The organism is Maribacter sp. MAR_2009_72 (assembly GCF_007827235.1).
GTDB classification, from domain to species: domain Bacteria; phylum Bacteroidota; class Bacteroidia; order Flavobacteriales; family Flavobacteriaceae; genus Maribacter; species Maribacter sedimenticola.
In genome coordinates this window covers 3021759-3036773 of the sequence record NZ_VISB01000001.1, presented here as the reverse complement: position 1 = coordinate 3036773, position 15015 = coordinate 3021759, and the positions used below count along the sequence as shown (strand labels likewise).

The following is a 15015-nucleotide window of genomic DNA, read 5'->3' as shown; positions in this document are numbered from 1 at the left end:
CCAAAAGAAAAAGATAAAAATTAAGGCATGAATCAAGATGAAGTTTACGATGCAATTGTAGTTGGAACTGGAATAAGTGGTGGTTGGGCCGCAAAGGAATTAACAGAGAACGGTTTAAGAACATTGGTTCTTGAACGCGGTAGAATGGTAAAACATATAGAAGATTACCCCACCATGCATGATGACCCATGGGATTATCCTTTAAAAGGGGAACTATCCAAGGAAGAAAAGAAAAATTTTCCTGTACAATCTAGGGTAAACTGGGCGCCAAAACAGGATGTAAAGCATTTTTTTGTCAATGATCTTGACCACCCCTATGTAGAGACCAAACGTTTTGATTGGATCAGGGGCTATCAAGTTGGGGGCAGGTCCTTAACATGGGGGCGGCAGAGTTATCGTTGGAGCGATATAGATTTTGCGGCGAACAAAAAGGAAAATATTGGTGTTGATTGGCCCGTTAGATACAAGGATATTTCACCTTGGTATGATAAGGTTGAAGAATATATAGGAGTCAGTGGTGAAAATTTAGGCTTGGAGGTTTTGCCCGATGGTAAATTTCAGCCGGCCATGAAACTGAATTGTGTGGAAGAGGATTTTAAGAAACTGACTTCTGAAAAATTTGATGACGGACGGTTAATTACCATTGGCCGTACTGCGCACATCACCGACCCAAATGCCAATTTTGAAGGCAGGGGCACCTGTCAAAATAGGGACCGATGTTGGAGGGGCTGTCCTTTTGGAGGTTATTTTAGCAGTAATTCATCTACCCTACCGGCAGCGGAACGTACAGGTAATATGACCTTACGGCCAAACTCCATCGTCTACGAAATCATATATGACGATGCTACAAAAAAAGCTAACGACGTTAAGGTCATAGATGCGGAAACCAATGAACAATTGGTATTCAAGGCTAAAGTGATTTTTCTGTGCGCATCTGCCATGGCATCCGTAGGTATCTTATTACAATCTAAATCTGAACGTTTTCCCAACGGGCTTGGCAATGATTCTGATGCCTTGGGACGTGGTATCATGGACCATCATTATAAATTGGGCGCATCTGCCAAGGTTGACGGCTATTTAGATAAATATTACAAGGGTAGACAGCCTACCGGATTTTACATTCCACGTTTTGTCAATTTAAACGATAAGACCAAAAAGGACAATTATGTACGTGGGTTTGGTTATCAAGGAAGGGCAAGTAGGGGCGACTGGAGCGAAACCATAGCCGAAATGAGCTATGGCAAAGATTTAAAAGACCACATTCTTAAACCTGGCCATTGGACCATAGGAGTAACAGGATTTGGGGAATTTTTACCCTATGACGACAACCGTGTAACACTAAGCCCTACGGAAAAGGATAAATGGGGACTTCCACAATTAGCTTTTGATGTGGAGTTCAAGGAAAACGAATACAACATGCGGGAAGACATTAAAAAAGAAATTGTAAAAATGTTCAAAAGCGCCGGATTTAAGGATATAAGCGCCTATGACCAAGAAACCGGTCCTGGATTGGGCATTCATGAAATGGGTGGCGCACGTATGGGGCATTCTCCCAAAACCTCCATTGTCAATAAACACAACCAAGTGCATCTTGTTCCTAATGTATACGTCACAGATGGGGCGTTTATGTCTTCCTCAAGCTGTGTAAATCCTTCTTTAACCTATATGGCATTTACCGCTAGGGCGGCAAACCACGCAGCAGAACAATTAAAGTTGGGCAAATTCTCATCATAAGGTAATTTTGAACATCGCATTCATTTAATTAATATCAATTTAAAAAGATAATTTATAGCTATGGAAAATGCTTCGGCAAGAAATATGTGGGGAGATTATTTAGACTCCCATTTGGAACATGCTTTTAACGAAAGTCCAAAAACCCTTTATTTTGGGGATAATGAAAAAGACGCAGATGAATTGGCGGCATTGGCTAAAAATGGCAGCAAAAAAGCTACGTCCCATTCCTTGTTAGGTTTACAACATAGAAATGAGGCACTTCCTAAAATAGGTGAATTTATAGTCGTTACAAATTGGAAAGGCGAGGCACAATGTATTGTGCGTACAACGGCCGTAACCCTAAAACCCTATTTTAGTATAGATGCATCTTACGCTCAATTGGAAGGTGAAGGCGACAAGTCCTTGGATTACTGGAAAAAAGTACACTGGGACTATTATACAAGGGAATTAAGTGCCTTTGACAGGGAACCAAAGGAAAGTATGATTATTGTTTGTCAAGAATTTGAAAAAGTATTTTAAAACAAAGAGCCGCTAATAGCGGCTCTATTTAATTGTAGGTCTTTCCTATTAATCTTCTAAACTTACCCAAACATTTCCATTCTTATTGGAATCTACCGTCGCTTCAATAAAGTTCATTCCGCGCACGCCATCTGTCATAGTAGGGAATTCACCGTCATTATATGCTTGCCCCCTAATAGCTTTTGCGACTCCTTTATAAATATTGGCCATAGAATCAAATATTCCTTCTGGGTGGCCTGCCGGTAATTTAGTGCCGTCCAAAGACAATTCAGAGTTATAGGCATGCCCCGGTTTATAGACCTGGGTAGGTTCCGTATCACTTAATTTATATAAGAAGTTAGGTCGTTCCTGCTCCCATCTAAAAGCTCCTTTTTCTCCATAAATGGCTATGGCCAATCCGTTTTCTTCCCCAGTAGCTACTTGACTACCTCTAATAACCCCTTTTACATGGTCTCCCATACGGATCAGTACCGTTCCATCTACATCCATCTTATTGTCTTCATACAGGTAGTTAAAATCGCAAAGCAATTTATTGACTTTAAGTCCCGTAGTATATTCCACCATGTTAAAGGCATGTACGCCAATATCTGCCATACATGAACTAATACCAGCTTTAGTGGGGTCTAACCTCCAAACGGAAGATCTTTTCTCCTTATCATGGATTATGGTATTGATCCAACCTTGATAGTAGACCGCATCTACTTTATGAATTTTACCCAAAGCACCCGCTTTGATCATTTCACGCATTTGACGAACCATAGGATACCCTGTATATGTATGGGTCAATGCGAAGACCGTACCTGCTTTTTCATGTGACTTTTGCAAATCCTTTGCTTCTTCAAGAGAAGTGGTCATTGGTTTTTCGCAAATAACGTGAAATCCATTGTCCAATAATTTCTTGGCCATTGGATAGTGTAAGAAATTAGGGGTTAGAACTGAGCAGACCTGTATACGTTGATCCTCAGGTAATTTCAACTCCTCCTCAATTAGAGTATCAAAGTCCTTATAAATTCTATTCAAGGGAACATCGATTTCCTCGGCAAAGGCCTTGTTGGCCTCAAAATCAGGATTGAAAACTGCTCCCGTAATTTCATAATTATCATTGATTTGTGAGGCTACCCTATGTAGCACACCAATTAGGGAATCGCCTCCCCCTCCTAATATTCCTAATCGTATTTTCTTTGGCATTTTAGTTGTTGTTTAAATTGAAAAATTTATAAATAGTATCCTAACGGATGGTTTATCTTTTTTGGTTCTTGGTTTTTACTAGTATATCTAGTGGACAGAAATCAATTTTCAGGCGTTTAAATTAAAGAATTTATCTAAGACTGATAATCTATTTTCTCGGTTTTAAAGAAAATTGCGAACAATACAAATACAACAAAGGCAAATCCTGCGGGATACATCCAAATGGTCTTCCAAATATGTGTTCCGTCCTCTAGGAGATACCATGTAGAAATTTTTCCCGCTATCCAAAAACCTATCAGCATACCTATACCATAAGTTGCAAGGGTAATCAGCCCTTGTGCTGAACTTTTATATGCCTCCCCGGCCTTACTGTCCGTATAGATTTGGCCGCTCACAAAGAAAAAATCATAACATATACCATGCAAGGCAATGCCAATAATCAACATAAAACCAAGTTCGTTAACATCGCCATAAGCAAATAACATATAGCGCAATACCCATGCGCCCATGGCCACCAATATTGTTTTCTTAAAACCGAACTTTGTAAAAAAGTAAGGTAGAAGTAACATAAAGGCAATTTCAGAAATTTGGCCAATAGTCATTTTACCAGTTGCATTATCCATACCAATTTCAACAAGAAACGGGTTAGCATTTTGATAGTAAAATGCCAATGGAATACATATTAAAACCGATGACAAAAAGAACACCAAAAAATTTCTATCCTTAAATAAGCCTAAAGAATCCAACCCTAAAATTTCCTTGATCGTAACATTTTTGGAACGTATTACCTTGGGCGGTGTTTTGGGTAATGTAAAGCTGAACAACCCCAACAGTAATGAGGCTAATGCGGTCATTAAAAAAGTGTTTTTTAAAAAGCCCTGTTCTATGGATTCTCCCTTATCCCAATGAAATATAAAGCTAATGGAAAGTCCTGCAACAATCCAGCCCAAGGTTCCAAAAACCCTGACCAATGAAAATTCCTTTGCAGGATTTTTCATTTGATTAAAAGAAACGGAATTTACAAGGGCCAACGTAGGCATATAAACAATCATATATGCCAAGACCAAAATATAGAATCCTTCAAAAGCGGAACTTTCATACATTAAATACATGAGAACCGCCCCTAGTAGATGTAATACTCCCAAAATCCTTTCCGCATTAAAATAACGGTCTGCAATAATACCTATGACAAATGGTGCAATAATGGCTCCCCAAGATTGCGTTGAAAAGGCCAAGGCAATTTCCCCGTCCGTAGCTTGTAAATTACTTCCTAAAAAAGTTCCTAGGGTTACGAACCACGCCCCCCAAATAAAAAACTCCAGGAACATCATTGAGCAGAGTTGTGCCCTCACCGCATTTTTCATTTATCTTTTATAATGAATGTAATCCATGCCAATAGGATGTTCTCCTTGAACTCTAAAATCTACCGCTATTTGTCCACGATGGTTCGTAGAATGATTTATGATATGAAAAAGCATATCCTGTAAGGTATTGGTAAATAGCCTCCCTTCACTATTTTCATAGTCTATTCGCCTATCAAAATTATCGGCGTTGGAAATGATCTCAAATGAACTTCGTTGATTTTCATAGTGAATATCTGCCCAATCTTTTAGATCATGCTCTTGCCAAACTTGAAAATCACTGGGTTTTTGCAAAATTCTTGCATTCCAGATATGGTGTGCATTTAAAATGTGACAGAACAACCTACTAATATTTGGCGGAACGGTGTTCAAGGCCAGACATTTTTCTATCAGCTTTTTGTTACAGTGAAAATTGTAATCGAATAATTCATTGAAAAATGGTTCCATACACTAGTTCATGTAGATTATTCTATTTCGTTGGCGGCCTTCAGAAGCAAATCCCTTGTTGCAATTATTCCATCTTCCTCACTAATTTCCGACCCTTCATATTCCACGCCTATGTAACCGGTATATCCTGCATCTTTAACAATTTTCAACATTTTTACATAGTCTATCCCAGTGTCATAACCATCGGCATCAAAATTGTTGGATTTTGCACTCACCGCCTTCGCATAGGGCATTAACTCCTTTACACCCTTGTATTTATCGTACTCCTTAACACAATCCCAACTATTTGGCTTGCGCTCTATACAGAAATTACCAAAATCCGGTAAGCTTCCACAGTTGTCCATATTTACGGTTTCCATAACTTTAGCATGAAGTTCTCCGTTAGAGGATAGACCTCCATGATTCTCCACTAAAACATTAATATTCTTCGTTTTGGCATAAGTAGCCAATTTAGTAAGTCCGTCCACAGAATTTTTGATCCATTCCTCCGGTTCATTACTTCCATTTAAATTGACCCTAATTGCATGACAACCCATAGCAGCGGCAGCATCTACCCATTTTTTATGTTTTTCAACGGTCTCATTTCTTTCCGCTTCATCGGATACCGCTAAATTACCTTGGCCATCTATCATGATCAGCACATTGGTCATTCCATGCTTTTTGGCTTCCGCGTTGGACTTTGCAACAAAATTGGCCATGGCCTCTTCAGAATAATTTGCACTCTCCAACTCTGGGTTATATAATTGACTTACATATTCCAAACCGGTAAAGCCCCAGTTTTTAGCCTTTTCCGCAAAGGTATAAGGGTCTACGCCGTCTTCTCTAATCATTTTATGCATAGACCATTGGGCCAATGAAAGCTCAAAGAAAGGTTCAATAGTGCTGGCCGTGGAAGTTGTTTCTGAATTTTCTACATTTTCTTTTTTCGTTTCCTTACAAGCGTAAGTACCTAGTAACGAGATTCCAATACCTACTAAGGAGGCAATTTTTACAAATCTTTTTCTTTTCATTTTTGGTTGTTTGTTGTTGTTTGAAAATATAATTATTGCAATGAACGTTAAAATTCCCAGTAAGTTCATTAAACTGACTACATGCTAGTTTTAGCGAATTTCGCAATAAGAATGGACATTAAATGTATAGAATTAATTTTATATTTAATAAATTTAGAGGATAAACAACTTTTATGAGCAAATTTTATTACAATGAAGAGCAAGAGTCCTATGACGCTATAGTTGTAGGAACCGGAATTAGTGGTGGCTGGGCCGCTAAAGAGCTGTGTGAAGCAGGGTTAAAAACATTGGTATTGGAACGCGGTCGTATGGTAAAACATATAGATGATTATGTGACCGCAAATAAAGATCCATGGGATTTTCCAAATGCAGGGGCACCTACCAAAGAAATTTTAGAGCAGCAACCAAAACAGAACAGAACCGGCTATACTACCAATCAGGCCAGTAATATGTGGTTTGTAAATGACAAGCAACATCCATATAACGAAACTAAACGTTTTGATTGGATGAGAGGGTATCATCTAGGTGGGCGCTCCCTACAATGGGGCCGTCATAGTTACCGCTGGAGCGATATTGATTTTACCGCCAATAAAAATGAAAAAATAGCAGTGGATTGGCCCGTTCGTTATAAGGATATAGCACCTTGGTACGATAAGGTCGAAACATATATAGGAGTAAGTGGGGAAAATCTAGGACTGGAGCAATTGCCTGACGGTCAGTTTCTTCCTATGATGGACCTGAACTGTGTAGAACAGGAATTTAGGGAAAAGGTAGCGGAAAATTTTAACGGCCGTGTAGTAACTGCCGGTAGGGTAGCTCACCTAACAGGCACCAAACAGTTTGATGGCAGAAGTAAATGTCAATTTAGAAATAGATGTATTCGCGGATGTCCTTTTGGAGCGTACTTTAGTAGTTTATCATCTACCCTACCTGCTGCGGAAGCTACAGGTAACATGACGTTAAGACCAGACTCTATCGTTCATGAGGTAATGTACGACCCGGATACGAAGAGGGCAACCGGGGTAAAGGTCATTGACCGTGTTACCAAAGAAACCTATGAATTTAAGGCTAAGGTTATATTCCTTTGTGCATCTGCCATAGCATCCACGTCAATATTAATGCAATCTAAATCAGATACGTTCCCTAACGGCATGGGTAATGCATCCGATCAATTGGGACGTAACATTATGGACCATCATTTAGGCGTTGGTGCCCGTGGAAAATTTGATGGTTTTGAAGACAAATTTTACAAAGGAAGAAAACCGAACGGTATCTATATTCCGCGTTTTAGAAATTTAGGTGGAGATTCCAATAGATCGGACTATAAGCGTGGTTTTGGTTACCAAGGTGGTGCTTCTAGAGGAAATTGGGAGGACAGTGTTGCCGAATTGGCCTATGGTGCCGATTTAAAGGATGCTATATTGAAACCGGGCGGTTGGCAATTTGGCATGACCGGATTTGGTGAGGTTCTTCCCTACGAAGAAAATAGATTTACCCTTGACTATGATAAATTAGATGATTGGGGACTACCAACTGTAACCTTTGATGCAGAATTCAAGGAAAACGAATGGAAAATGCGAGAGGACATGAAACAGTCTGCCGTGGATATGTTGACCAAGGCAGGATTAAAGGATGTAACCCCGTATGACAATCCAGGTGCATTAGGATTAGGTATCCATGAAATGGGCACCGCACGTATGGGACGGGATAGAAAAACCTCTGTACTGAACGGAAACAATCAATTGCATGACGTGCCTAATGTATATGTAACTGACGGTTCATTTATGACCTCGGCCAGTTGTGTAAACCCATCATTGACCTATATGGCATTTTCAGCAAGAGCGGCAAACCATGCTGCACAAGAACTTAAAAAAGGAAATATATAATGGATAGAAGACGCGTATTAAAAAATATGGGGCTGTCACTTGGATATATGGTGGCCACTCCAACCTTAATAGGTCTTGTACAAAGTTGTAAGAGTGAACCAGCAATAACCTGGACGCCAGAATTCCTATCACAGGACCAAGGTGCCATACTTACCAAATTGGTAGACCTTATTTTACCAAAAACGGATACACCGGCCGCTTCTGAAGTACAGGTAGATGTTTTCATAGATAAATTTGCCAATGAAGTAATGGAAAAAGAGCAACAAGAGCTCTTTACGATGTCCATGAACAAATTTGTGGAAAAGGCGTTGGCGGATTCAGGTAAAGAAAATATAGCGGATTTGACATCGGACGACTTGGAGCCTGTTTTAGCGAGTTCATTGAAGTATTCCAAAGAGGACCAGACAAAAATGCAAGATGCCATTACCAGTTATTCTGAAGCCTTGGCAGAAGGTAAAACTTCTACGTTAGATGATGAAACTACAAGATTTGCTTTTGCGAACAATCTTCGTGGTCTTACTATTTGGGGCTATAAAGCCTCTGAATATGTTGGCGAAGAAGTATTAGCCTATTTGCCCGTACCAGGTGAGTATATTGCCTGTGGTGATGCCCAGGAGCTCACTGGGGGCAAAGATTGGTCGCTATAAATAACATTGATCAACCATTAACAAGAGCCAAGAGATAGATACTTCTACCACTTGGCTTTTTTAGTTTAACACCTTTTTGAAATGAAGCGAAGAAATTTTATGCAAAAAACGGCACTGGGTACTAGTGCTTTTACAATAATGAGTCCTTTGGCGTTTGCAAATTCCAACAAAGAAACCATGCCTAGGTATAACTTTAATTTAAAATATGCCCCTCATCTTGGTATGTTCAACAATCATGCTGGAGACGATCCCATAGATCAAATACAATTTATGGCCGATCAAGGTTTTACAGCTTTTGAGGATAACAATATGATGAAGAGAGATGTGGCCATGCAAGAAAAAATAGGTGCTGCCTTGGCAAAGAGAGGTATGACTATGGGCGTCTTTGTAATAGACAAGGGCGGTAACATGGCAAACTCGCTCGCCGCTGGTAAAGAGGATTTTATCAATATTTTTTTAGACGGATGCCGAAAGGCCGTTGAAACGGCCAAACGGGTCAATGCAAAATGGATGACCGTAGTTCCCGGCGGCTATGAAAGATCGTTACCTATTGGAATACAAAATGCAAATGTAATAGAAGCATTACGCCGTGGAGCAGAAATATTGGAACCGCATGGCCTTACAATGGTCCTTGAACCCCTTTCTGATTCACCGGATCTTTATTTACAAACTTCAGAACAAACATATCTTATCTGCAAAGGGGTCAATAGTCCATCCTGTAAAATTCTTTATGATATCTACCACATGCAAAAAAATGAAGGGAACTTAATTCATCATATGGATTTGACATGGGAAGAAATAGCATATATCCAAATAGGTGATAATCCTGGTAGAAAAGAGCCCACCACTGGGGAAATCAATTACAAAAATGTATTTAAATGGATTCACCAAAAAGGATTTAAAGGAGTATTGGGAATGGAGCATGGCAATTCTATTTCAGGAAAAGAAGGAGAGACTGCGTTAATTAATGCATATAAAGAGGTAGATAATTTTATTTGAATTTTTCGGTATTAAAATAGTAACAACCCGACTTTGAAAAAAGTCGGGTTGCATTTCAACGAAAAATAATCAACTATTCGTTGAAATACACAATCTAAATGTAAGAAATAACTTACTTTTTCGTTATTTTGTATATGTCCCAATACCTACATACCCTCGCAATATACGTCATACTACTAATGGCGTCTAAAGTATCTTATATCGTATATAAAAAGATACGATCAAAAGAATTTGCAACCCAGCGTTTGCTTCTTGTACAACATTGGAAAAATTTTACGTCTATACTAAAGTTGTTAATTAACAGTTTATTTAACGATTTAATCAAGTTTCCATAATCCAAACTTACGTTTTTACCGTATATAATTTAATACTAAAAACTTAGGCTATGGACCCTTACATCACCATTTTGATCATTTATGTAGTGGCGTTGTTCTTTACAACGGCGATCAAACCCTATATAAAGAACGATAATTAAAATTCCCTTACTTAACCTAGGCTTTAGCCGCTATTAAAAAAGACCCCTGATAAGGGGTCTTTTTTATTGATTAAATGTTTGTTTTAGGACCCGCACATTAGGCAATCATCATCTGCTTGTCCTTCTTTAGCTTTAGCAATCATTTCTTTCATTTCTTGTGGCGTTAGTGGTTGAATGTCAATTTCTGCCTGTGGCGACACCATCTTAACTGCATTATCTGTCACTACTGGCTCATTGACCACGGAAGTAACCACTTCTGCTTCAACCGGGCTTTCTTTTTTCTTAGAATTGTCCAACGTAAATTTTATGGCATCTACAGCAGCTTTAGTACGCAAATAGTACATCCCAGTTTTAAGTCCGCTCTTCCAAGCATAAAAATGCATAGATGTCAATTTAGAATAATTGGCATTTTCCATAAAAAGGTTCAAGGACTGGCTTTGATCAATAAAGTATCCTCTTTGTCTGGACATATCTATTATATCCTTCATACTTAGTTCCCATACAGTTTTATAGAGATCTCTAATATCTTGTGGAATAGTCTCTATATGTTGTATTGACCCATTGGCACGCATTAATTCCTGCTTCATGTTCTCGTTCCACATTCCCAATTCAACAAGGTCTTCCAATAAATGTTTATTGACCACTATAAATTCCCCAGACAGTACACGTCTGGTATAAATATTGGATGTATAAGGCTCAAAGCACTCATTGTTACCTAATATTTGTGACGTTGATGCCGTGGGCATTGGCGCCACTAGCAAGGAATTACGAACGCCATGTTGCAGCACCTCTTTTCGTAATTTTTCCCAATCCCATCTACCGGACAATTCCTCGTCTTTTATGCCCCATAAATTATATTGAAATTTTCCTTGGGAGATCGGTGAGCCTTCATAGCTGGAATAAGGACCCTCTTCCTTGGACATTTCCATTGAAGCGGTTACAGCGGCAAAATATAACGTTTCAAATATTTCCTCATTTAGTTTTTTGGCATCATCACTGGTAAATGGCATACGAAGTTTAATAAACACATCGGCTAGGCCCTGTACTCCCAAACCAACAGGTCTGTGACGCATATTTGAATTTTCCGCTTCTTTTACTGGGTAATAATTACGGTCTATTACCTTGTTCAAATTCTTGGTAACACGTTTTGTTACCTTAAAGAGCTCTTTATGATCAAAGGCTCCGTTCTTAATGAACATGGGCAAAGCTATGGAAGCTAAATTACAAACCGCTACCTCATCTGGCGAGGTATATTCCATAATTTCAGTACATAGATTCGAGGAACGGATCGTTCCCAAATTTTTCTGGTTGCTTTTACGGTTTGCGGCATCCTTATAAAGCATATATGGCGTGCCGGTCTCTATTTGGGATTCCAATATTTTCTCCCAAAGCTCCCTAGCCTTTACCGTTTTACGACCTTTGCCCTCTGCCTCATATTGCGTGTATAATCTTTCAAACTCCTCACTGTGTTTATTATACAGATCAGGGCACTCATTAGGACACATTAAGGTCCAATCTTCATTAGCCTCTACCCTTTTCATGAACAGGTCAGAAATCCACATAGCATAGAATAAGTCCCTTGCTCTCATTTCTTCCTTTCCATGGTTCTTCTTTAAATCTAAAAAGTCAAAAATATCGGCATGCCAAGGTTCCAAATAAATTGCAAAACTACCTTTGCGCTTTCCTCCACCCTGGTCTACGTAACGGGCTGTATCATTAAACACTTGTAACATGGGTACAATACCGTTAGATGTACCGTTAGTACCAGCTATATAGGAACCCGTTGCCCTAATATTATGAATGGATAAGCCTATACCCCCGGCAGATTGGGAAATTTTAGCCGTTTGTTTCAAGGTGTCATATATACCCTCTATACTATCATCTTTCACAGCCAATAGAAAACAAGAAGACATTTGAGGTTTTGGCGTACCGGAATTGAACAATGTTGGCGTAGCATGGGTAAAATACTTTTTGGACATCAACTCATAGGTTTCTATGGCAGCATCCAAATCATTTAAATGAATTCCTACAGATACACGCATAAGCATGTGCTGGGGACGTTCCGCTATTTTACCGTTTAATTTCAACAAATAAGACCGTTCCAATGTTTTAAAACCAAAATAATCGTAGCCAAAATCTCGGTTGTAAATTATAGTAGAGTCCAAATGTTCCGCATTATCGGCTATTACTTTGTATACTTCATCAGATAACAAAGGGGCCTTTTTTCCTGTTCTGGGATTTACATAAACATATAGATCCTTCATGGTTTCGGAAAAGGATTTTTTTGTGTTTTTATGTAAATTGGATACAGATATTCTTGCTGCCAATTTAGCGTAATCCGGATGCGTAGTGGTCATAGTTGCTGCAATTTCCGCGGCCAGGTTGTCCAGCTCTGAAGTTGTTACACCATCATACAGTCCCTCAATGACCCGCATAGCTACTTTTAAAGGATCTACCAGTCCGCTAAGACCATAACAGAGTTTTCGTACTCTTGCGGTAATCTTATCAAACATTACCACTTCTTTTCTTCCATCTCTTTTAATTACAAACATTGGCTACAAATATTTTAGGTTACTATTACTCTATTTAATATGTTAATAATTTTAACATTTAAAGATTAGGGCATAAAAACCTCTTTACCGCTAAGCAAAGAGGTTGTAAATATTATATATTAAAAATCAGCGTCGAAACTAATTTTTTGCGAATCTTCATCTTTGTCCTTGTTCAGAACACCGGCTTTTTGATATTCAGAAACTCGTTTTTCAAAGAAATTGGTTTTACCCTGCAACGAAATCATGTCCATAAAGTCAAACGGATTGGTTGCATTATACACTTTATCACATTCCAATTCTACCAGTAGGCGATCGGTAACAAATTCTAAATACTGGGTCATTAATTTAGAATTCATGCCTATTAAGCTAACGGGCAATGATTCTGTAATGAATTCACGCTCAATATTAAGTGCATTGGTAAGAATTTCGGTAATCCGTTCTTTGGGCACTTTGTTCATTAAGTGTTTGTTGTGTAAATGAACAGCATAATCACAATGCATACCTTCATCCCTTGAGATTAATTCGTTAGAAAAGGTAAGTCCAGGCATTAGACCCCTTTTCTTTAACCAAAATATGGAACAAAACGCACCGGAAAAGAATATCCCCTCTACCGCGGCAAAAGCGATCAAGCGCTCGGCAAAACTAGGAGACTCAATCCAATTTAAGGCCCAATCCGCTTTTTTCTTAATTGCCGGAAAATTCTCAATGGCCTTGAAAAGAATGTTTTTTTCCTTTTCGTCCTTTACATAGGTATCTATTAAAAGGGAATAGGTTTCTGAGTGGATGTTTTCCATCATAATTTGAAAACCATAAAAGAATTTAGCTTCTGCATACTGCACTTCGCTCACAAAGTTTTCTGCTAAATTTTCATTTACAATACCGTCAGAAGCGGCAAAGAAAGCCAAGATGTGTTTTATGAAAAAACGCTCATCTTCGTTTAACTTATTGTTCCAGTCATTTAAATCCTCATGAAGATCAATTTCCTCTGCGGTCCAAAAACAAGCCTCACATTTTTTATACCATTCCCACAGGTCATTGTGTTTTATAGGAAAAATAACAAAGCGGTCATCATTTGCTTCCAAAATAGGCTCAAAGGCTGTGGACATATCATTTATGGTTTAAAAGTTAGTAGTAAAGAAGTTGAAAAATACCTTCTTATTGGGAGTATCAAAGATTCAAAAATGCTTTGAATTTTTAAAGTCCGTTTAGCCATTTAAAGGACAAAGTTTTTAACACAAAATGTTGAAATCTAGGCTCGCAAGTGATGTTTATTGCATTTAGGCCAAAAAGAAATTGCGGGTAACTTTTAAGCAAATTGAACAAATATTTTATAAACCAAAAAGTATATAAAATCATACTAAATGGTTTAAATAATGTATTTGATTTAAAAAGGAATTTTAAGATAGGTAATACCAAATTGTACGGTCCCTCCAATGCTCATATTATGAAAAATGCCCACCAAATCTAATCAAGGTAGTTCCCCCGAAACCTTTTCTTAGATTGTAATTCTACGTACAGAACACGTAAACCTCACATATTTTGGCGCTCAAAACATTAGATATAAAATAACATACACTATTTTATTAAGAACCGTACTTTCCTTGGTATTAAAATTAATTTGCATTAAAAAAACCTTTGATGGTCAAAGGTTCTCTTTCCGCATTTTCATAAGTAACTTCTATATTTCCAAAAACCGTTTTTTTGCGGTTGGTATGTATTGCTATTGTACCGTCCTTTGCAAAAAAAGGCAGTTCACTTAATTCATTGATATCGGCAAAACCATAAACCCCAGAAAATTGACGTATTAATCTATCAAGATTTTTTATTTCATACGTACCGTTAATTCTATTGAGATTGTCATTAGAGGCTATGATAAACGAAATCAAATCGGCCTTGCAACCATTGGCCGGAACAAATCTTAATTCAATGTTCTTCGTTACTCTGCCAAATTCATCTACATCGTTCTTTAATTGAAACGATGCTTTGCCTACCATTGATTCATCTTTGATGCCGGAAAATTGAAAATGAAACGCACCCTGTTCAACACTTGAATTGTTCACTGGATTTTCAGAACCTCCCGCTATCAGTAGCAATGGAGTTATTCCAAATACGAACATTTTTAAAGATTTAATGACTACTTGAATCATTTGGAGGATTTTGCTATTTGTTAGGGCCGCTTTATTGGCGTTTCTACCGC

Annotated in this window: 12 protein-coding genes; 5 read left to right on the top strand and 7 right to left on the bottom strand. The window is 38.3% G+C overall.

Annotated features, from left to right (window positions below; translation table 11 throughout):
* The first annotated feature begins 27 nt into the window (after positions 1-27).
* Entirely contained in the window at positions 28-1734 is a 1707-nt protein-coding gene (locus tag JM81_RS12815) for a GMC oxidoreductase (protein ID WP_144803972.1), read from the top strand.
* A 60-nt stretch (positions 1735-1794) separates the two neighbouring features.
* Positions 1795-2253 (top strand): ASCH domain-containing protein, encoded by a 459-nt coding sequence (locus JM81_RS12810; protein ID WP_089258661.1) that lies wholly within the window; start codon positions 1795-1797, stop codon positions 2251-2253.
* Between the two features lie 48 nt (positions 2254-2301).
* On the opposite strand, the gene JM81_RS12805 is transcribed toward JM81_RS12810, so the two are convergent.
* From JM81_RS12805 to JM81_RS12790, 4 genes are all read right to left on the bottom strand, one after another.
* Positions 2302-3441, bottom strand: a complete 1140-nt coding sequence (locus JM81_RS12805) for a Gfo/Idh/MocA family protein (RefSeq protein ID WP_089258659.1) — start codon at positions 3439-3441, stop codon at positions 2302-2304.
* A 134-nt stretch (positions 3442-3575) separates the two neighbouring features.
* The gene (locus JM81_RS12800) at positions 3576-4805 is read right to left on the bottom strand and encodes a nucleoside permease (protein WP_144803970.1); all 1230 of its coding nucleotides are present in this window, start codon (positions 4803-4805) and stop codon (positions 3576-3578) included.
* On the bottom strand, positions 4806-5249 hold the full coding sequence (locus JM81_RS12795; protein ID WP_089258655.1) for a DinB family protein: 444 nt from the start codon (positions 5247-5249) through the stop codon (positions 4806-4808). It abuts the gene before it with no gap.
* 17 nt (positions 5250-5266) lie between these two features.
* Positions 5267-6259, bottom strand: coding sequence for a sugar phosphate isomerase/epimerase family protein (locus JM81_RS12790; protein ID WP_144803968.1), 993 nt, complete (start codon positions 6257-6259; stop codon positions 5267-5269).
* Between the two features lie 173 nt (positions 6260-6432).
* Here JM81_RS12790 and JM81_RS12785 point away from each other — a divergent pair, with 173 nt between their 5' ends.
* The 3 genes from JM81_RS12785 (at position 6433) to JM81_RS12775 (ending at position 9791) form a co-directional block, all read left to right on the top strand.
* Complete coding sequence (locus tag JM81_RS12785; protein WP_144803966.1) at positions 6433-8145, top strand: GMC oxidoreductase; 1713 nt, start codon at positions 6433-6435, stop codon at positions 8143-8145.
* Positions 8145-8792, top strand: coding sequence for a gluconate 2-dehydrogenase subunit 3 family protein (locus tag JM81_RS12780; protein ID WP_144803964.1), 648 nt, complete (start codon positions 8145-8147; stop codon positions 8790-8792). The genes JM81_RS12785 and JM81_RS12780 overlap by 1 nt, the downstream gene beginning before the upstream one ends.
* Before the next feature lie 81 nt (positions 8793-8873).
* Positions 8874-9791, top strand: a complete 918-nt coding sequence (locus JM81_RS12775; RefSeq protein WP_144803962.1) for a hydroxypyruvate isomerase family protein — start codon at positions 8874-8876, stop codon at positions 9789-9791.
* 558 nt (positions 9792-10349) lie between these two features.
* On the opposite strand, the gene JM81_RS12770 is transcribed toward JM81_RS12775, so the two are convergent.
* The 3 genes from JM81_RS12770 to JM81_RS12760 all read right to left on the bottom strand — a co-directional run bounded on the left by JM81_RS12770 (position 10350) and on the right by JM81_RS12760 (position 14965).
* The gene (locus JM81_RS12770) at positions 10350-12818 is read right to left on the bottom strand and encodes a ribonucleoside-diphosphate reductase subunit alpha (protein WP_144803960.1); all 2469 of its coding nucleotides are present in this window, start codon (positions 12816-12818) and stop codon (positions 10350-10352) included.
* 119 nt (positions 12819-12937) lie between these two features.
* Complete coding sequence (locus tag JM81_RS12765; RefSeq protein ID WP_089258645.1) at positions 12938-13924, bottom strand: ribonucleotide-diphosphate reductase subunit beta; 987 nt, start codon at positions 13922-13924, stop codon at positions 12938-12940.
* A 507-nt stretch (positions 13925-14431) separates the two neighbouring features.
* Positions 14432-14965, bottom strand: coding sequence for a hypothetical protein (locus tag JM81_RS12760; RefSeq protein ID WP_144803958.1), 534 nt, complete (start codon positions 14963-14965; stop codon positions 14432-14434).
* Between the last annotated feature and the right edge of the window lie 50 nt (positions 14966-15015).